Source organism: Vibrio sp. Y58_MX_L22, from assembly GCF_024181865.1.
Taxonomy (GTDB): Bacteria; Pseudomonadota; Gammaproteobacteria; order Enterobacterales; family Vibrionaceae; genus Vibrio; species Vibrio alginolyticus.
Genome location: NZ_JAMZAN010000004.1, coordinates 185204 through 205622, shown reverse-complemented (window position 1 = coordinate 205622; position 20419 = coordinate 185204). Strand labels below are relative to the sequence as shown.

Annotated in this window: 18 protein-coding genes and 1 other annotated feature; of the genes, 16 read left to right on the top strand and 2 right to left on the bottom strand. The window is 44.6% G+C overall.

Annotated elements, in window-relative coordinates; all coding sequences use genetic code 11:
* Nucleotides 1-12: 12 nt before the first annotated feature.
* The 8 genes from NL626_RS11435 (at nt 13) to NL626_RS11400 (ending at nt 7959) form a co-directional block, all read left to right on the top strand.
* A complete protein-coding gene (locus tag NL626_RS11435; protein WP_005376787.1) occupies nt 13-138 on the top strand; it encodes a trp operon leader peptide in 126 nt (41 codons plus the stop codon).
* Nucleotides 85-188 (top strand) — a sequence feature (Trp leader region). Its footprint overlaps the gene before it by 54 nt.
* A 126-nt stretch (nt 189-314) precedes the next feature.
* The gene (locus NL626_RS11430; RefSeq protein ID WP_033905669.1) at nt 315-1880 is read left to right on the top strand and encodes an anthranilate synthase component 1; all 1566 of its coding nucleotides are present in this window, start codon (nt 315-317) and stop codon (nt 1878-1880) included.
* Nucleotides 1881-1896: 16 nt separating this feature from the next.
* Nucleotides 1897-2505 (top strand): aminodeoxychorismate/anthranilate synthase component II, encoded by a 609-nt coding sequence (locus NL626_RS11425; protein ID WP_054574752.1) that lies wholly within the window; start codon nt 1897-1899, stop codon nt 2503-2505.
* A gap of 37 nt (nt 2506-2542) precedes the next feature.
* Entirely contained in the window at nt 2543-3553 is a 1011-nt protein-coding gene (trpD, locus tag NL626_RS11420) for an anthranilate phosphoribosyltransferase (protein ID WP_033905671.1), read from the top strand.
* 13 nt (nt 3554-3566) lie between these two features.
* Nucleotides 3567-5006 (top strand): bifunctional indole-3-glycerol-phosphate synthase TrpC/phosphoribosylanthranilate isomerase TrpF, encoded by a 1440-nt coding sequence (trpCF, locus tag NL626_RS11415; protein WP_253657364.1) that lies wholly within the window; start codon nt 3567-3569, stop codon nt 5004-5006.
* Between the two features lie 64 nt (nt 5007-5070).
* On the top strand, nt 5071-6261 hold the full coding sequence (gene trpB, locus NL626_RS11410; RefSeq protein ID WP_005445041.1) for a tryptophan synthase subunit beta: 1191 nt from the start codon (nt 5071-5073) through the stop codon (nt 6259-6261).
* Nucleotides 6261-7067: a tryptophan synthase subunit alpha gene (gene trpA / locus NL626_RS11405; protein ID WP_253657363.1), complete on the top strand. Its 807-nt coding sequence runs from the start codon at nt 6261-6263 to the stop codon at nt 7065-7067. The genes trpB and trpA overlap by 1 nt, the downstream gene beginning before the upstream one ends.
* Nucleotides 7068-7263: 196 nt before the next feature.
* The gene (locus NL626_RS11400) at nt 7264-7959 is read left to right on the top strand and encodes a Crp/Fnr family transcriptional regulator (protein ID WP_005376777.1); all 696 of its coding nucleotides are present in this window, start codon (nt 7264-7266) and stop codon (nt 7957-7959) included.
* Nucleotides 7960-8085: 126 nt separating this feature from the next.
* On the opposite strand, the gene NL626_RS11395 is transcribed toward NL626_RS11400, so the two are convergent.
* Complete coding sequence (locus tag NL626_RS11395; protein ID WP_064354141.1) at nt 8086-9627, bottom strand: long-chain fatty acid--CoA ligase; 1542 nt, start codon at nt 9625-9627, stop codon at nt 8086-8088.
* Nucleotides 9628-10170: 543 nt separating this feature from the next.
* Between NL626_RS11395 and NL626_RS11390 the strand changes: the two genes are divergently transcribed.
* From NL626_RS11390 to NL626_RS11355, 8 genes are all read left to right on the top strand, one after another.
* Nucleotides 10171-11430 (top strand): dicarboxylate/amino acid:cation symporter, encoded by a 1260-nt coding sequence (locus tag NL626_RS11390; RefSeq protein ID WP_005376774.1) that lies wholly within the window; start codon nt 10171-10173, stop codon nt 11428-11430.
* 156 nt (nt 11431-11586) lie between these two features.
* Nucleotides 11587-12771, top strand: a complete 1185-nt coding sequence (locus NL626_RS11385) for an acyl-homoserine-lactone synthase (protein ID WP_253657362.1) — start codon at nt 11587-11589, stop codon at nt 12769-12771.
* Nucleotides 12764-15304 (top strand): hybrid sensor histidine kinase/response regulator, encoded by a 2541-nt coding sequence (locus tag NL626_RS11380; protein ID WP_253657361.1) that lies wholly within the window; start codon nt 12764-12766, stop codon nt 15302-15304. Before NL626_RS11385 ends, NL626_RS11380 begins: the two co-directional genes overlap by 8 nt.
* Nucleotides 15305-15415: 111 nt before the next feature.
* Entirely contained in the window at nt 15416-15658 is a 243-nt protein-coding gene (locus NL626_RS11375; protein ID WP_005376770.1) for a hypothetical protein, read from the top strand.
* 198 nt (nt 15659-15856) lie between these two features.
* Nucleotides 15857-16420 (top strand): septation protein A, encoded by a 564-nt coding sequence (locus tag NL626_RS11370; protein ID WP_253657360.1) that lies wholly within the window; start codon nt 15857-15859, stop codon nt 16418-16420.
* Between the two features lie 225 nt (nt 16421-16645).
* Nucleotides 16646-17041 (top strand): acyl-CoA thioester hydrolase YciA, encoded by a 396-nt coding sequence (yciA, locus tag NL626_RS11365; protein WP_005376768.1) that lies wholly within the window; start codon nt 16646-16648, stop codon nt 17039-17041.
* 115 nt (nt 17042-17156) lie between these two features.
* The gene (locus NL626_RS11360) at nt 17157-17453 is read left to right on the top strand and encodes a YciI family protein (RefSeq protein WP_005386727.1); all 297 of its coding nucleotides are present in this window, start codon (nt 17157-17159) and stop codon (nt 17451-17453) included.
* 3 nt (nt 17454-17456) lie between these two features.
* Nucleotides 17457-17849 carry a GspS/AspS pilotin family protein gene (locus tag NL626_RS11355; RefSeq protein WP_005386726.1) on the top strand — a complete coding sequence of 131 codons (393 nt, stop codon included), beginning with the start codon at nt 17457-17459 and terminating at the stop codon, nt 17847-17849.
* Nucleotides 17850-17982: 133 nt separating this feature from the next.
* Here NL626_RS11355 and metE read toward each other — a convergent pair whose 3' ends face one another.
* Nucleotides 17983-20265 carry a 5-methyltetrahydropteroyltriglutamate--homocysteine S-methyltransferase gene (metE, locus tag NL626_RS11350; RefSeq protein ID WP_213962760.1) on the bottom strand — a complete coding sequence of 761 codons (2283 nt, stop codon included), beginning with the start codon at nt 20263-20265 and terminating at the stop codon, nt 17983-17985.
* Nucleotides 20266-20419 lie beyond the last annotated feature (154 nt).

The following is a 20419-nucleotide window of genomic DNA, read 5'->3' as shown; positions in this document are numbered from 1 at the left end:
TTAAGGTTCACCATGTTACAAGAATTTAACCAAAACCAAAAAGCGAAAGTTGCGGTTTGTCTTAATAAGGCAAACTCATCAGATCTTGCTTGGTGGCGCACTTGGACTAGTTCTTGGTGGGCAAACGTATACTTCTAGTTTATAGAACCAAACGTTGTAAAGCCCGCTACTTAAGCGGGCTTTTTTGTTTTGTTGCTCATTTCACATTCAACTGCCTAAACATTAATCGAATATAGCCAACTCTAGATTGGGAGAACGTTTGCTTTATGCGACTATGTACGGCAGGAAGATTTAAACAGCTACAAGGAGGTCTTGTGAACAAGGCCATTGAAATTAAGAAACTTGGACAGCTTGAAGTGCTAACGGCTTCCGTCCCTTATACTCAAGACCCGACTCGCTTGTTCCACACACTATGTGAGAACAAAACTGACAGCCTATTGCTGGAATCTGCTGAGATCGATTCAAAGCAAAATTTAAAATCCCTGCTGATCGTAGATTCAGCGGTTCGCATTGTTTGCTTCGGCCATACCGTTAGCATGCACGCCTTGACTAATAACGGTAAAAACCTACTGTCTCACCTAAACCAGAACATCCGTGGTGACGTTGAGAGCAAGTTCGATGGCGAAACGCTAACTTTGCAGTTTAACCAGCCATGCGACACGTTAGATGAAGACTCTCGTCTACGTGAAGCCTCTTCTTTCGATGCGCTGCGTTTGGTTCAGCATAGTTTTGATATTTCACAGCAAGACAAACACGCGATTTTCCTTGGTGGTCTGTTTGCCTACGACTTAGTCGCAAACTTCGAGCCGCTTGGTAATGCCGAAGCAACAAATCAGTGTCCAGATTACGTTTTCTACGTCGCGGAAACACTACTTGTTGTCGACCATCAAACGGAATCTTGCCAGCTTCAAGCGACGTTGTTTGTTGATGGTTCAGAGAAAACAGCGTTAGAGACTCGTATTGCAGAAATTAGCGCCCAGTGTGCAGCGCCAAAACTGTTGCCGAGTGCAGAGCAAATAACAGATGTAACGGTAGAACCTAGCGTGTCTGATGCAGACTTCTGCCAAACCGTTCGCGACTTAAAAGAGTTCGTAGTGAAAGGCGATGTATTCCAAGTTGTACCGTCTCGTAGATTCACTCTACCTTGTCCTTCTCCACTGGCTGCTTATAAAGAACTGAAACAAAGTAACCCAAGCCCTTACATGTTCTACATGCAAGATGAGCTGTTCACTCTGTTTGGCGCATCACCAGAAAGCGCGCTTAAGTATGAAACCGATACCAACCAAATTGAAATCTACCCAATCGCAGGCACTCGTCGCCGCGGTAAGCGCCCTAACGGCGAGATTGATTTCGACCTAGACAGCCGCATCGAACTTGAACTGCGCACCGACATGAAAGAAAACGCAGAACACATGATGTTGGTTGACTTGGCACGTAACGACGTCGCTCGTATTGCTCAAGCTGGCACTCGCCACGTAGCAGACCTTCTAAAAGTCGACCGTTACAGCCACGTAATGCACTTGGTCTCTCGTGTGGTTGGCCAACTGCGTGAAGACCTAGATGCACTGCACGCATACCAAGCTTGTATGAACATGGGTACGCTCACTGGCGCACCAAAGATTCGTGCAATGCAGTTGATTCGCGATGTAGAAGGCGCACGTCGCGGTAGCTACGGCGGTGCGGTTGGTTACCTAACTGGTGAAGGCACACTCGACACGTGTATCGTCATTCGCTCAGCTTACGTAGAAAACGGCATTGCTCAAGTTCAAGCTGGTGCAGGCGTGGTGTTCGACTCTGATCCACAAGCGGAAGCAGACGAAACGCGCGGCAAAGCACAAGCGGTAATCTCTGCTATCCAAGCAGCGCATAAGTCACAATAAGGAATAGGGTTCAGAGATGGCTAATATCATTTTTATCGACAACTTTGACTCGTTCACCTACAACCTTGTGGATCAATTCCGCTCGCTAGGTCACTCAGTCAAGATTTACCGAAACAACATCCCAGCAGAAACCATCGAACAAGCGGTAAACGCGCTTGAAAACCCAGTGGTTCTACTATCACCAGGTCCTGGTGCACCTTCAGAGGCAGGCTCAATGCCAGAGCTTATCCAACGTATGAAAGGCAAAGTGCCAATGATTGGTATTTGTCTTGGTCACCAAGCGATTGTTGAAGCATACGGCGGCACCGTTGCTGGCGCGGGCGAAATCATTCACGGTAAGGTCTCTATGATGGAGCACCAAAACCATGCGATTTACCAAAACCTACCATCACCACTTGCAATTGCACGTTACCACTCGCTGGTTGCGACCAAGGTTCCTGAGAGCCTAACCATCACAGCAGAAGTGGATAACTTGGTAATGTCTGTTGTACATGAAGAAGATAAAGTTTGCGGGTTCCAGTTCCACCCGGAATCTATTATGACGACCTACGGAGCAACACTGTTGGCCAATGCCATCGAATGGGCACTTGAAGAACAAACTTCAGCGAACCCACTCACTGCTTAAAAAGCACTTGGCACATAAGAAATTTAGGAGAGGAAATATGGAAGCAATCATCAACCCTATTATTACCAAACTGTACGAGCAAGAATCGCTTACTCAGGAAGAGAGCCAACAGCTATTCGACATCATTATCCGTGGTGAACTAGACCCAATTTTGATGGCATCAGCACTGACTGCACTAAAACTCAAAGGCGAAACGCCAGACGAAATTGCAGGCGCGGCGAAAGCACTGCTGGCAAACGCAAATCCATTCCCTCGCCCAGATTACGATTTCGCAGATATCGTAGGTACTGGTGGTGACGGTCACAACACCATCAACATTTCAACCACTGCGGCGTTTGTTGCTGCAGCATGTGGTCTAAAAGTAGCGAAACACGGTAACCGCAGCGTTTCAAGCAAATCTGGTTCTTCTGATCTTCTTGATTCATTTGGTATCAACCTAGCTATGAGCGCAGAAGATACGCGCAAAGCGGTAGACGATATCGGTGTTGCTTTCCTATTTGCACCTCAATACCACGGTGGTGTGCGCCATGCGATGCCAGTGCGTCAAACCATGAAAACACGCACCATCTTTAACATTCTTGGCCCACTGATTAACCCTGCTCGTCCTAACATCGAATTGATGGGCGTTTACAGTGAAGAACTGGTTCGTCCTATCGCAGAAACCATGCTACAAATGGGTATGAAGCGCGCCGCTGTAGTACACGGCAGTGGTTTGGACGAAGTAGCAATTCACGGTGAAACAACCGTTGCCGAAATCAAAGACGGTAAGATCACAGAATACAAATTAACGCCTGCAGACTTCGGTCTAGAAGCGCACCCACTAGAAGCAATCAAAGGTGGCGATCCTGAAGAAAACAAAGCGATCATTACCAATATTCTGACGGGTAAAGGGACAGACGCACAATTGGGCGCAGTGGCAGTAAACGTTGCTCTGCTAATGCGTCTATTCGGCCACGAAGATTTAAAAGCCAACACGCAACAAGCGATTGAGGCAATGAATTCAGGCAAGGCGTACCAATTGGTACAACAACTTGCCGCACACGCTTAAGGAATTGAAGAAGATGACTGACTTCAACACTCAGCAAGCTAACAACCTGTCTGAACACGTTTCTAAGAAAGAAGCAGAAATGGCAGAAGTACTGGCGAAAATTGTCCGCGACAAATATCAGTGGGTAGCAGACCGTAAGGTGTCTCAACCGCTAAGCACATTTCAGTCTGATTTGCTGCCATCGGACCGCAGCTTCTACGATGCTCTGAGTGGCGAAAAGACGGCATTCATCACAGAATGTAAGAAGGCATCTCCTTCTAAAGGTTTGATTCGTGATCACTTCGACTTGGATTACATTGCGTCGGTTTACAACAACCACGCAGATGCAATTTCAGTCCTAACAGACGAAAAGTACTTCCAAGGTAACTTTGACTTTCTTCCTCAAGTGCGCAGTCAAGTCAAACAACCGGTTCTGTGCAAAGACTTCATGGTAGATACCTACCAAGTTTACCTAGCACGTCATTACAGTGCTGATGCCGTGCTACTGATGCTTTCTGTCCTTAATGACGAAGAGTACAAAGCGCTAGAGGAAGCGGCGCACAGCCTGAACATGGGTATCTTGACCGAAGTCAGCAACGAAGAAGAGCTTCATCGTGCAGTTAAGCTAGGCGCACGCGTTATCGGCATTAATAACCGTAACCTTCGCGACCTAAGTACTGATTTGAATCGTACTAAAGAACTGGCACCGACAATTCGCGAACTGGCTCCTAACGCAACAGTAATCTCAGAATCTGGCATTTATACGCATCAACAAGTTCGTGATTTAGCGGAATACGCAGACGGCTTCTTGATTGGTAGTTCACTGATGGCAGAAGACAACTTAGAACTTGCTGTACGTAAAGTGACCTTAGGCGAAAACAAAGTGTGTGGCTTAACGCATCCAGATGACGCAGCAAAAGCATATCAAGCTGGCGCGGTATTTGGTGGCCTGATTTTTGTCGAGAAGTCGAAGCGTGCGGTTGACCTTGAAGGTGCTCGCCTAACCATGAGCGGTGCTCCACTGAACTACGTGGGCGTTTTCCAAAATCACGATATCGATTTTGTTGCTTCTGTCGTGACCTCTTTGGGTTTAAAAGCGGTGCAACTGCACGGTCAAGAAGACCAAGCTTACGTAAACCAACTTAAAGCCGAACTGCCAGCAGCGGTAGAAATTTGGAAAGCTTACGGCGTGACTGATGCCAAGCCAGAACTACTTGCAGAAAACATTGACCGTCACCTATTAGATGCACAAGTTGGCACTCAAACCGGCGGAACTGGTCAAGTTTTCGACTGGTCACTGATCGGCGACCCAAGTCAAATTATGCTAGCGGGCGGACTGTCGCCAGAAAATGCTCAACAAGCAGCGACACTAGGTTGCTTGGGGTTAGATTTAAACTCTGGTGTAGAAAGCGCACCAGGCAAAAAAGATTCACAGAAGTTGCTCGCGGCATTCACTGCTATTCGCAACTACTAAAGCTGGATATCAGCTAAAAAATTTAAAGCTATTCGTAGCGAAAAATACGAGAAGGAATATAACGATGGCAAAACTGAATGCCTACTTTGGCGAATACGGCGGTCAGTACGTTCCGCAAATTCTAGTTCCAGCACTGGAGCAACTAGAGCAAGCGTTTATCGACGCGCAAGAAGATCCAGAATTCCGCAGCGAATTCATGACGCTTCTTCAAGAGTATGCGGGCCGTCCAACGGCTTTGACTCTAACTCGTAACCTAACCAAAGGTACGAAAACCAAACTGTACCTAAAACGTGAAGACCTACTTCACGGTGGCGCGCACAAGACCAACCAAGTGTTGGGTCAAGCGCTGCTTGCAAAACGCATGGGTAAAAACGAAATCATCGCAGAAACAGGCGCAGGCCAACACGGTGTAGCAACTGCATTAGCGTGTGCGCTGCTTGGCCTTAAGTGTCGCGTTTACATGGGTGCAAAAGACGTTGAGCGTCAAAGCCCGAACGTATTCCGTATGAAACTAATGGGCGCAGAAGTTATCCCTGTCCACTCGGGCTCTGCGACACTTAAAGATGCATGTAACGAAGCGCTACGCGACTGGTCTGCAACTTATGAAGACGCGCACTACCTACTAGGTACAGCGGCAGGTCCTCACCCATTCCCAACGATCGTGCGTGACTTCCAACGCATGATTGGTGAAGAAACGAAGAATCAGATTTTGGCACGTGAAGGTCGTCTTCCTGATGCGGTTATCGCATGTGTGGGCGGTGGTTCAAACGCGATTGGTATGTTTGCTGACTTTATCGAAGAAGAAAGCGTTCGCCTAATTGGTGTTGAGCCAGCAGGTAAAGGTATCGATACTGACCAGCACGGTGCACCACTTAAACATGGTAAAACGGGTATTTTCTTTGGTATGAAAGCGCCATTGATGCAAGATCCAAACGGTCAGGTTGAAGAGTCATACTCTGTCTCTGCTGGTCTTGATTTCCCTTCAGTTGGTCCACAGCACGCACATCTAAACGCAATTGGCCGTGCTGAATATGACAACGTGACGGATGATGAAGCACTAGAAGCATTCCAAGAAATTGCGCGTCACGAAGGTATCATCCCTGCTCTAGAATCTTCTCACGCACTGGCTCATGCACTGCGTATGGCTCGTGAGAATCCAGAAAAAGAGCAATTATTGGTCGTTAACCTATCAGGTCGTGGTGACAAAGACATCTTCACCGTACACGCCATCTTAGAAGAAAAAGGAGCAATCTAATGAGCCGTTATGAAAAGATGTTTGCGCGCCTAAACGAAAAGAACCAAGGCGCATTTGTACCGTTCGTAACGGTTTGCGATCCAAACGCAGAGCAGTCTTACAAAATCATGGAAACACTGGTCGAGTCTGGCGCAGATGCCCTTGAACTCGGTATTCCATTTTCAGATCCTCTTGCGGATGGCCCGACTATCCAAGGTGCGAACATTCGTGCTCTAGATTCAGGCGCAACACCGGATATCTGCTTCGAACAAATTGGTAAGATCCGAGCTAAGTACCCAGAGCTACCTATTGGCCTTCTGATGTACGCGAACCTTGTTTACTCTCGTGGTATCGAGAACTTCTATGAGCGTTGTGCAAAAGCAGGCATCGATTCTGTTTTGATTGCAGACGTACCAACTAATGAAAGTACTGAGTTCGTTGCGGCTGCAGAGAAGTTTGATATTCACCCAATCTTCATCGCACCACCAACAGCAAGTGATGAAACACTGAAGCAAGTATCAGAGTTAGGTGGCGGCTACACTTACCTACTCTCTCGTGCAGGTGTTACTGGCGCAGAAACCAAAGCAAACATGCCTGTAGGTCATATGCTCGATAGACTGGACCAATTTGATGCACCACCAGCGCTACTTGGTTTTGGCATCTCTGAGCCTGCACAGGTGAAACAAGCACTAGAATCTGGTGCGGCTGGTGCAATTTCTGGTTCAGCCGTGGTCAAAATCATTGAAGCGAACGTTGAGCAGCCACAAATTATGCTCGACAAGCTAGGTGAATTCGTTTCTGCAATGAAAGCTGCCACTCAAAAATAATTTCAGTTTGATATGACACAACAACGCCCGCTTAACATTATGTTTAGTGGGCGTTTTCTTACTATCGCGTTTATACCACGTCATTTTTTGTTCAACGCCCGCACTTTCCAAATCTATCTCAAGCAGAGCACTCAAAGAGTGTTAAGCTTGGGTCACTTAACTAACTCAATAAAGCAATGTGCAGTAAGGTTGCTACATGGAAGAAGTCAAAACACTGCTAGCCAAATGTCCTGTACTATCAGGGCTGCCAGATAAAGGGCTTAGTGAAGCAGCGCAAATGACTAAGGTTCGCTGCTTCGACGAAAAAGCACTGATTTGCAATAAAGGTGCGCTTCAATCTTCTCTTATGGTCATAGCTCAAGGTGCAGTGAGAGTGAACTCAATTAGTTCAAAAGGCAAAGAAGTCACACTGATGATTTTCGAAGCTGGTGGCTGGTTTGGAGACAATGTTTTTTCTCCCGGCATGCCTCGTATTTTTGGTGCGACCGCGCATTCTGACGTGACTGTAATGGAGCTTCCTGGAGATAAATTTCGCCAATTACTCGCCAAATACCCTCAAAGTTACCCCACTATACTCGACTTACTTAGCCGCCGCTTGTGGTCTGCTATTTCTGTTATCGAAGATGACGCGATTAGAGGAATTGAAGAACGAGTCGCCAAAAGGTTGCTGCTGCTTGCTGAATACCAACTTAATCAAGCGATCGATACTCGACCATGCGTTGTCAGGGTAACAAGAGAACATATCGCTAACATGATGGGGCTAACTCGTCAGAGTGTACACAAGATACTAAAACGATTAGAAAGTATCGGGATGCTAGAGCTAAACTATGGCTCAGTAACCATTACCAATCCGAAGCGCTTAGAAGAATACTTTAAAGAACTCGAGCAATAGATCCATTCAACAAATGGTAAGTATTGTCTAACGATAGCTAAAAACCTTATGCATCTAATTGGTCAAGAGCACAACACCATTTGCACTTAGGCAAGTGGCGCTGTGACACAAAAACCATTGAATTGACTAAGCTATATTCAATTCAGATTTCAACTCACGTTTCAAAATCTTTCCTGTCGCACTCATCGGGAGGTGTTCACGAATTTCGACATAACGAGGATATTTAAACGAGGCTAATTGCTCTTTACCCCACTTTTGTAATGAATCGGCGTCAATGTATTCTTTTGGTTTAAGTACAACGTAGGCTTTTATCTCTTCGCCATACTCTTCATTTGGAATCCCTATCACCGCTACCATTGAAACTGCAGGATGAGTCATGAAAACTTCTTCAATTTCTCTGGGATAAACATTAAATCCACCTCGAATGATCAGATCTTTCATTCTATCGACAATAAATAAATTACCTGAACTGTCAAAGCGGCCCACATCACCAGTATGGAACCAACCATTTTGTAGCGCAGATTCAGTAACTTCTGGGCGGTCAAGATATCCCTTCATAACATTATGACCACGCACAACAATCTCACCTTCTTCGCCTATCGGTAGTGCATTACCTTCAATATCGATAACTTTTACTTCGACACCTTGAACCGGTTGACCTACCGAGCCTGGTATGCGCTCCTGATCCAAATGATTAAAACATGCAATAGGACTTGTCTCCGATAACCCGTATCCTTCTAAGATCGGCACATTAAATGTTTCTTCAAAGGTTCGAAAGATTTCGGTTGGCAATGGCGCACCACCGCTTACTGCAACACGCAATGACGAGGTATCAAATTGATGCTGCACGTGAAGCAGACCGATGTACATCGTTGGCACACCAGCAAATATCGTCACCCTATGTTTTTCCACCAGCTCAAGAACATGTTTAGGCTCAAACCTAGGCACTAACACCAATGTTGCCCCGCCCAAAACACTAGCATTTAAGTGGACGGTTTGACCAAATGTATGAAATAAAGGCAAAGTTACTAAGTGAATATCATCGGCCTGGCTGCCCATAATGTTTTGTGCCACCAGAGCGTTCATTATGATGTTCTGCTGAGTCAGCTCAGCGCCTTTTGGTAAGCCTGTCGTCCCTGATGTATACAAAATCACACAAGTATCATCCGCATTACGCGGTATATAATCCGGCAACGGTTGGACATCGGCTATAAACGCATTGAGAGTTATTACACCATTCCAATAGCTTTGATCTTGAGATTGAGTCAGTACGACTATGCCTTCGCATGTATCGACTTGTTCAAAGGCTTTGACGCCCTCTTTTGCCATTGGCAGTTCTTTCGTCCCTTCAAAGCAGAAATAAAACTTCGCTTTTGAATCTTCTAAGTGATACTTAATTTCTCGCGCTTTCAAAAGCACATTTAATGGGACTGCAACCGCGCCAGCTTTTTGTATTGCATAATAAACAAACGCGAAAAAAGGAATGTTTGGGCATGAAATCGCAACGCGGTCACCTGGCTTTACGCCTTTATTGATTAAAGACGCTGCGATCTTGCCGGCGATCGCATTAAACTGCGCATAATTTATCTTTTCAGCGCCACATATCAACGCCGTTTTATCTGGTTTACTCGCAGCATTTCTTTGTAACGCAGCAGCAAGATTCATCATAGTCTCTTCACCTCTTACTTGTCTTTCTCGTCTAATCAGCTCAGGAGCATTAACTAAGCAAGTTATCCTTAACACTGGATCGTCAGCATTTGATTCTCACCAGTCATTACCATTTAACATTATGTTTACAACGCAATCAGGACTAAGAATGTAAAGCAATTAACATTTCAGAAGGCAAATTAATAAAAGTGTGAGCTTGAAAGAGATGAATTGTTATAAATATCACCCCAAGTCACTAAAAACTCTGACTGCAATAGCAAATACAAAAGCGGTTAAAATTAACAAAAAGAAAACAAATAAAGAAAAATAAACTTGAACAATCCCAAGCGTAACCCTTATAAGAAAAATCAATAGCAAACGTTTGCTATTGAACAAAACTTTATCGTTCGTCAATAAAATATCGATTAATCCATCAATAATACCTTGCTGCATATTGCCAATTGTAAACGATAAGTGTAAAAAGCAAGGCGAGATAATTATCCGTAAATCCATTTATGGTTAGTGGGTAATTTTAGGATTTTACATTTTATTAGCACAGAGGTTATGGAAGTGTTAAAAGAAAAGAGTTTGCTAAACAACATTGGCGTACAAGTCGTAATCGCCATGATCGTGGGCACAGCCGTTGGTGCCATGATGGGTCATGATGCGACAGTGTTCGCTCCTTTAGGTGCTATCTTTATCAACTTAATCAAAATGTTGGTTATTCCTTTGGTCGCTGTAGCCTTGATTTCTGGCGCCGCTGGTCTTGGGAACAGCCAGTCAGCAGGTAAAGTTGGTATCGTCACTCTAGGTTATTTTGGTTTAACATCCGCCCTAGCCGTTGCGCTTGCACTATTTATGGGTGAAGTATTCCAACCAGGCATGGGTATCGACGTCTCTGGCGTTGAAGGCATGTTCTCAGCAGAATACGCTTCAAAAGGTGAACTACCTACTTTCTGGGCAACCATCACTGGTATGATCCCAACCAACGTTTTCCAATCACTAAATGAAGCAAACATCCTACAGATCCTCGTTTTCTGTATGTTCTTTGGTATTGCGATTTCTAAGCAAGCAAAAGAGCGTCGTGAACCAATCATCAATGGTGTTAACTGCATCGTTGACGCAATGGTTTGGATGATCAACAAAGTAATGATCATTGCACCTATCGGTGTATTTGGTCTGATGGCAGAAGCCGTCGGTACGTTCGGTTTTGGTGCGCTAATGGTGGTGTTTAAACTGTTCGTTGTTTACGTTGCCGCCATCCTAATCTTCGGTTTCGTTGTTTACCCAGCAATGGTGCATGTTTTCACGAAGACATCTGCGAAGAAATTCCTGTCTTCAATGAAGAAACCGCAAGCAGTTGCGCTTTCAACAGCGTCTTCTATGGCAACACTGCCTGTTACAATGGACACCTGTGAAAAAGAGCTGGGCGTAAAAAATTCAACTGCATCATTTGTTCTGCCTCTAGGCGCAACGATCAACATGTCAGGTAATGCGATTTACTATGGCTTGGTTGCTATCTTCTTTGCTCAACTGTTCAATATCGATCTAGGCATGGGCGCTTACATTGCAATTATCGTAACGTCTACATTGGGTGCGGTTGGTCAAGCGGGTGTTCCTGGCCCTTCTTTCCTAGTGGTTGCCGTGCTTCTTGCCGCTGGTATTCCAATTGAAGGTCTACCGCTGCTATTCGCTCTTGACCGTATTTTCGATATGATTCGTACAGCACTGAACATCACAGGTGATGCTGCATGTGCAGTTATCGTTGATGCGCTAATTGAAGAAGAAACGGCAGAAGCTGAGCTTAAAAAGCAAGAAGCCTAACTCTTTCTTGAATAGACCAAAAACCGCTCATTATGAGCGGTTTTTTTGTCTTTTCTTGCATTACGTAACTATACAAATAGAAACCGATGGCATAAATTTTTCAAAATGATATAAACCATTACAAAATATAACAAAACGTTAGAACTAGGTTATATCATGAGTCTTGAGCAATCTTTGGAATATCTCACCAAAACAAATTTGCCGATCGAATCAAAGCAGCAGGCACTGGTTGACTCAGTTATTCTTACCCTAACGAAACAAAAACGAGATGCTCTTTTTCAACAGGTTGCTCTGTATCGAATAAAACTGCTTAAATCTCTCTTTCCTAAACACGCATCAAAAAGTCTTTCTGCACTATTTGAGTTAATGGATTATCGAGATTTAGTGCAACAGTATCCTACAGGTTTCTCCGAAGAGATTCGTTTACTTGAACAACTTGCCGCAGATTGTTACCCGCATTGGATGGTTTTCTGGTGTCAATGCGAGATCGAAGCAATCAAGCAAAAATATCCGTCAAACGAAGCTGCGATTCCTACTCCGCTTCCGTTTGACGACCACAGCTATACTGGCGTGTTAATTGAAGATATCGCAGATTGCGATCTTGAGGTAATGCTGCCAAATCATGCAGCGTTAATGCCGATTTCCGAAGCGATCACACTGAGTAATCTTGAGCTTTTCGTCCAAACTGAACAATGGTTTGAAATCTTGCCTCTTTTATCACTCTCGCAAAAAGGGCAGCACTTTGCGCTCTTGCTCAAATCGTCATCTTCACCAATCATGGTCTCCTCCGCTTTAGTGCAAGGCTGGCATCAACGAAATAACTGGCTCAGTTACTCACCACAGTTTAGTAACGAACAATGGCAGTTTTGCTTTCCTAATCATGGGTACAGTGTTCTCAATCAACTGGGTATTTTGGAGTGTCGTGCTCTAACTCATGAGCACACTCTTATTGGGTTTGATGCTCAGTTTCAATCTCATGTAAAGAACACTGAAGCGGTTTGCGAAGTACTGCGTCTTACGGTGGGAGGCAACATTCAACAAAAGCTGTATTTTTTGTATCTGGCGCAAAAAACTATGATGAGCGAGCTCTATAAAGCAGGCTATAAGCTCGGCTTTACCATTATTGAGCAAGTATTTATGTTAAATTTCTATCAATCTATTGATTTAAGTGCCTACTTTCACTCAGGATACCGCGACATTAACGGTGACGGTACCAAGACATACCGCGGTTTCTGGAATTTAGGTATGATGGTTGAAGCATTTCAAGACATACAATTTCGCGACTACAAACATTGCGTACGAACAAAAAGAATGGATAAAAAGGTGAATGAGCATGCTTGATGTTCATTTGCACGGTCTCTTTTACCCAAAAGCAATGGCATTGTACGCGACTGTACTAATAGTATTCGCTTGGCTACTGTATTACTGCTATCGCCTAAAACAGAAGAGTGAATCAATCTTAGGCTCGCATCACGCGCCTTACATCGCTTATTCCAGCTGTATCATTGTTTGGATAAGCAGCAACGCCTATTTCCATACCGATTTATTGCCAGAATTAGGCTCTGTTGGTGGCATCTTTATGGCTAAGTTAGCGAACTTAGCGTCTTTTTTCGCCTTTGCGTTTGCATTCTATTTTTCTTGCCAGTTAACCGCAGATGTTAAAAAAACAGCGGTCAAAGTCTGGCAAAAAGTCGTCTTTGTCGCACTAGCAACGTATTCACTGTACATCAACTTAGTGCCGAATCTTACTGTCGAAAATGTCACCATTAGTGGTCCAAGCCAGTTCGTCATTGAATTTGGCCCACATACCTCATATTTTTTCATTAGTTTGCTAGCTTTCGTGGTACTAACGCTGCTTAACTTGATTGCCATGCGCGCGAACAGCAGCAAGCTCACGCTAGCAAAAAGCAACTATATGATCGCTGGCATTTTGGTATTCATGTTATCTACGGCAGTGATACACCTTGGAATGACGTATTTCCTTGGCGACTTCTCCCTAACTTGGTTACCACCAGCACTTTCAATCAGCGAAATGTTGTTTGTGGGCTATGCCCTACTTACCTCCCGCTTCTACAGCGCTAAATATCTCACGTACTTAACGGTAAGCGCGCTCTTAGTCTGCGCCATTTTTGTTCTGCCGCTAGGGGCGATATTTATTCCTATCTCTGAAGATAACCAATGGCTTGTTGCGGTACCTTTATGCGCGCTTATCGGTATCACTTGGCACTTGCTTTTTAAGCGAGTCAGTCGTTTCGCTTCGTATTTTATTTATGGGAAACGACACACTCCCGTTCAGCAAATCCTTGGGTTAGAGGAAGAGTTTAAACGCTCAATAGATGATGCTATGCGTCAGTTGGCATCGTTACTTAACATACCAAACAACAAGCTACAGCTAGTCACTAGCAATTACACAGAAACGTTTTACGAAGAGTACCTGCCGTCAAGCAAGTCAGTTCTCGTGCTTGATGAGTTGTCTGAAGAAATTGATTATGCCTCCTCTTCTAAAGGGTCTATGAGAAAGCTCTACGAGCGTATGCGCTCAAGCAATACTGCGCTCGTTATGCCTCTCTTCGGTCGTGGAAAGTCTGTTACTCACTTGCTGATTTCTTCACATAAAATAGATAATAAGCTGTTTTCTAATGAAGAAATCTCAGCTCTGCAAACGTTATTAGTTCGCATCCAGAGCACCATAGAAGCCGATAGAAAGGTACGCCAAAGCCGTGCGCTGGCTAACTCCATTGCACATGAAATGCGTAACCCTCTCGCTCAAGTACAATTACAATTTGAAGCTTTAAAACAGCATATAGAGTCAAACGCCTCACTGGATACGCTAAAAAGAGAAATTGATAAAGGTGAAGCCGCTATACAACGCGGTCGACAACTTATCGATATTATTTTACGAGAAGTTAGCGACAGTTCACCAGAGCATGAGCCTTTAGCTCTCACTTCCATACATAAAGCCACCGACCAAGCAGTAAGCCGTTATGGTTTTGAAAACGATCAAATAATAGAGAGAATTAACCTGCCACAGGCACACGATTTTGTCGCGAAGTTAAATGAGACCCTGTTTAACTTTGTCATTTTCAATTTGATTCGTAACGCTATCTACTATTTTGATTCTTATCCCGACAGTCAAATTGAGATTCGTACCCAGACGGGGGCTTACGAAAACATTCTGATCTTCCGAGATTGTGGGCCAGGTATAGATCGCAGTATCTTACACAAGATATTTGATGACTTTTTCTCGTATCAAAAAAGCGGAGGCAGTGGCTTAGGTTTGGGCTATTGCCAACGTGTTATGCGCTCCTTCGGAGGACGAATAGAGTGCCAGTCTGAATTGAATGAGTTCACAGAATTCTACTTGTATTTCCCAGTCGTACCAAACGCACCAAAACCAGAGACATTAAGAGCACCGGACTTTGATAGCTGGAAAGCAACTGCATCACATTCTGAAAATCATTCAGCTCAACACGTACAAGTATCTAAAGATGCACCAACAGTGCTCATTGTTGATGACAAAGAGGTGCAACGCACCTTGGTACAGATGTATTTAAAAAGGCTGGGAGTCAACAGCTTACAAGCAAATAATGGAGCCTCTGCGGTAGAACTATTCCACTCTCACAAGATTGATCTCGTTCTTATGGATGTCCAAATGCCGGTAATGAATGGATTTGACGCAAGCCAACGGATTAAGCAAATCACATCCTCCGTTCCAATCATTGCCTTATCTGGTGAGTCTGGAGCTAGAGAGTTGGAGCTAATTTCGAAACTCATGGATGACAGACTCGAAAAGCCCACCACGTTAAATGCACTTCAAGTCGTCATCCAAAGATGGCTACAGAACGAGAATTTTGCACCTTCCAACACTTTTTAATTTGCAAATATAGAATTGGCACTAGATGTGCATTATTGGGGTAAATCGAATTATCCAGAAGGTCAAGCAGGCTGCAAATGAGTAGCGTATGAGCTTGATAAGGAGATCGCCATGTTACTTCATCGACATACATACTACGGCTTGATTCATCATGGAATCAAAACACTGTTACTTGATCGCTTAGGCCACTATACAGAAGAAGAGTATCATCAATATCTGAGCCTGATGACTGGTAAATCCACTTGCTTCACGATGTCTCTCGAAGAGCTAGAAGCAACGGTCGATAACTTACTACGGGAAGGCTATTTAGAAGATGTAAAAACGCTTATTTCCCAATATCAACGTGTTGCTTAAGGTTTAAAACTCTCAACTTTATTGCCGCTTCACGCGGCAATTTTTATTCTTTCCATTTGCTGTTTCGACGTGGAAGAAGCTTGCGGGCTGTACGATATACTAAGCGTTACTATTCTTACCTTAACTTCCCCAGTATTCACATCTTGTCAGATTCCGTTAGACTGTCTTCAATTCAACAATTAGGTAGATTTTGCCATCATGAAGCAGATCCTAGACTTTATACCACTCATCGTTTTCTTCGCTTTATACAAGCTGTACGACATCTATGTGGCGACAGGTGCACTGATCGCAGCAACAGCCATTCAGCTTGTCGTCACCTATGCGCTGTATAAGAAAGTCGAAAAGATGCAGCTAATAACATTTGTTATCGTCACTATCTTCGGCGGCATGACCCTTTTCTTCCACGACGACAATTTTATAAAGTGGAAAGTCACCATCATTTACGCGATTCTGGCGATTGGCTTAGCAGTGAGCCACGCATTGGGAAAATCAGCCATCAAAGGTATGCTAGGCAAGGAAATTACGTTACCTGACGCTGTTTGGGCAAAGATTAACTGGGCTTGGGTTGGCTTCTTCTCATTCTTCGCTGGCCTAAACATTTATATTGCTTACGAATTGCCGTTGGATGTTTGGGTTAACTTCAAAGTATTTGGAATGTTGATCGCGACATTTGCCTACATGTTTGCGACTGGCTTTTACATTTATAAACACATGCCAAAAGAACAAAAAAATAACTCATCCGATGTGTCCACTGATGATTAAAAACTCAGTTTTGCTATAATCCGCGACTTCACAGCGGCCTTCGGGTCGCTGTTTTGCTCCATGTATCAGTAAACCGCTCAAACAACGTACCGTTTTCAGACCATTCTTGCTGCTGTAAACCAACTTTCTCTGGTCCGGTATCTGCGGTTTTTTAAGGACCTTTGGTTCTAGGTATTTACTATGTTGGCGCTTAGTTTGAGCGCCTTTAAGATTTAGGATGTCACAATGAGTCAAGAAATTAGCTCTCCGAAAGGTCAAATGCTGCTTCGTACCCTTGCAATGCCTGCAGATACAAACGCCAATGGCGATATTTTTGGCGGTTGGATAATGTCTCAGCTCGACTTAGCGGGCGCGATTCTGGCAAAAGAGATCTCTTGTGGTCGCGTTGTCACCGTTTCGGTATCAAGCATTACGTTCAAAAAACCTGTTGGTGTGGGCGATGTCGTATGCTGCTACGGCGAATGCACTAAGATCGGCCGCACATCCATGAGTGTCGATTTGGAAGTATGGGTCAAACCCGTCAAAGCTCACGGTGTTGGCGAACGCTTCATGGTTTGTGATGCGACCTTCAACTACGTAGCCATTGACAGTGAAGGTAAACCACGTCCGGTTCAGAATTAGTCAACCTACAACGCTAACAGTTAGAAAGGAGCTCACATTTTCTGTTGTTCACTTGTGAGAGACACAAAAAAGGCGTTAAATTAACACTTTACCCTACCAATTAAGGAACTATGCTATGTGGTATGTCATCTTTTCACAGGACGTTGAGAACTCGTTGGAAAAACGCATGAGCGTTCGCCCACAACACTTGGATCGCTTACAAAAGCTACAAGACGAAGGTCGCCTTCTTACAGCTGGTCCGATGCCTGCGATAGATTCTGACAATCCTGGTGAAGCTGGATTTACGGGCTCAACTGTCATCGCTGAATTCGCCTCTCTAGAGGATGCTAAAGCGTGGGCAGAAGCCGATCCTTATGTAGCGGCTGGTGTTTACGATCATGTAATCGTGAAACCGTTCAAAAAAGTGTTTTAATTTATGAAAAAATTACTGTGTCTTTTCTTGGTATTTGGTGCTCTGGCTGGCTGTTCATCAACCGATGATAATCAGCGCCAACTTGAGCTTATGGCATCAAACCGAGCAGGAGTCTTGTCTGCGGGCCTCCCTTTAGAGTACGGTCCACTGCAAATAATGCGTGTCTCATCCAACAAAAATGTTGTAGAGATGATGATGATTTATAACGATGGCGCACTCGGTGCAAAGCCGTTAAATCAAGTACTGAATACCAGTATCTATACCTACTGCAGCAACCCAGAAGTTCGCAAGCAAATTGATATGGGCTTGATGTATCGTATTAAGGTACGTAATTCTCGCGGTCAGTTGATGGCAGATGAGTTGGTTTCCGCACAGACTTGTACTCAGGTGAAGTAGCTACAGTAATTTTTGTTGCTTTCGGCATGAGACGATGATTCGCTATTATTGGATAATCTGAAAACGAAAGTTAACAATTAAGAATAGAAAAACGGAGACCACAGTCTCCGTTTTTATTTGCTGTAACGATGTGTTACGCCAGCTCAGCACGGAGCTTCTTCGCCGCTGAAACCAGATTTGCCAATGCGGCTTCTGTCTCCTTCCAGTTTCGTGTTTTCAGACCACAATCTGGGTTTACCCACAAACGTTGAGCCGGAATTTTTTCTGCCGCTTTCTTGATTAAACCTTCAATCCATTCTTCCGTAGGAATGTTTGGTGAGTGAATGTCATAAACACCAGGGCCAATTTCGTTCGGGTAATTGAACTCTTCAAATGCTTTCAGCAGCTCCATATTTGAGCGAGATGTTTCAATGGTAATGACGTCCGCATCGAGTGCCGCAACCGAATCAATGATTTCATTGAACTCGCTGTAACACATATGAGTGTGAATCTGAGTTTCTGGTTTTGCACTTGCCGCAGAGACCTTAAACGCATTTACGGCCCATTCTAAGTACGCTTTGTGATCGCGTTTTTTGAGTGGTAAACCTTCTCTAATGGCTGGCTCGTCAATTTGAATGATATTGATGCCTGCATCTTGCAGGTCAGACACCTCATCACGTAGTGCCAAAGCAAGTTGCTGCGCAATTTCTTGACGTGTGATGTCTTCACGTGGGAACGTCCAACATAAAATCGTTACTGGTCCAGTCAACATGCCTTTCATCTGTTTGCTGGTTAGCGATTGTGCGTACGTCGACCATTCAACTGTGATCGGTTTTTCACGTTCAATGTCAGCAACTACAATGGCAGGTTTCACACAGCGAGAACCATAACTCTGTACCCAACCAAATTTGGTCGTTTGAAAACCCGCCAAGTTCTCAGCGAAGTATTCCACCATGTCGTTACGCTCTGCTTCACCATGAACTAGCACATCTAGGTCGAGCGCCTCTTGACGTTTTACTGCGTCAGCAATATGTCCTTTAAGTGCTTGGATATATTCAGACTCAGATAATTGACCTGTACGATAAGCGCTGCGCTGCACCCGGATTTCACCCGTTTGAGGAAAAGAGCCGATTGTCGTTGTTGGCAACAGAGGCAAGCCCAATACTTCAGCTTGATGCGCAGCACGCTCCGCGTAAGGTGCGCTGCGCTCGGCAAGTGACGCAGTAATACTGTTTAAACGTGCTTGAACTTGTGGCTTATTCACATGCGTTGCCGTTTTACGTGCTTTGATTGGCTGGCTGTAGGTATCACAAGCGAGAATCGCATCTTGATCACCATCGAGTGCGCGGCCAAGCAAGGCGACTTCTGTTACTTTTTGTTTTGCGAACGCAAACCAGCTTTTCACTTCCTCACTGAGTTCTGTTTCCTGTTCCAGATCAACCGGGCTATGTAGCAAAGAGCATGAGCTCGCAACCCAAAGGTTGTCGCCCAGTTTTTCTTTTACTGGCTGTAGACGTTCAAGTTGCGCACTCAAATCCGAGCGCCACACGTTACGACCGTTGACCACGCCAGCAGACAGCACCCACCCCTCCGGTAGTTTGGCAACCACGTCGTCAAGCTGCTGAGGCGCGGCAGATAAATCGATATGCAAACCATCCACTGGTAGCTTTACAATTTTGTCTAGCGTATCGCTTATAGAGTCAAAGTACGTCGTTAGCAGCACTTTTACATCGCTTCGAATCACTTGGTACGCTAGCTTGAACGCATCAGCCCATTTGCTTTCTAGCTCCAGTGACAAAATTGGCTCATCAATCTGAACCCACTCAACACCTTGACTTGCGAGCTTTGCCAAAATAGCTTGGTAAGCCGTAAGCAATCGTGGCAGTAGCGTCAGGCGATCGAACCCTTCTTCTACCTCTTTACCTAAGTAAAGATAACTGACTGGGCCAAGCAAAACTGGCTTCACTTTATGCCCAGCTTGGGTTGCTTCGTTGACTTCTTCAAACAGTTGCGGCCAACTCACTTCAAATGTATCGTCCTTGCTAAATTCAGGTACGATGTAGTGGTAGTTTGTGTTGAACCATTTAGTCATATCCGATGCTGCAGCGCCCGCACAGCCGCAACCCGCTTGAGATTGACCGCGACCCACTTTGAATAGCGTATCCAAATCAGGGAAACCGTCTGCGTGACGTTTTGGCACGTGACCCAGTAACAACGTGGTCGTCAGTACATGATCGTACCAAGCAAAATCGCCAGCGGTGGTAAAACTCAAGCCAGCATCTGTTTGCGTTTGCCAGTTTTTAGCGCGCAGATCTGCTCCAACCTTTTTAAGCTCTGCTTGATCAATTTCTCCGCGCCAGTATTTTTCCTGAGCGAATTTTAATTCTCGTTTTTCACCAATGCGTGGATAACCTAGTACGTGCGTTGTTGTCGCCATGTCCCTATTCCTTTTTCAATCTTGTTTAATTTGTTTGGGTCAGAGTATCTTTCGTCATGAAAGATGTCTGGATGGCTAAACTATCGCTCTCATCTGCGGTTTGAACAACGTCCATTTATTCAACTTGTTTATTAAAAAAATTCATCATGAGGCG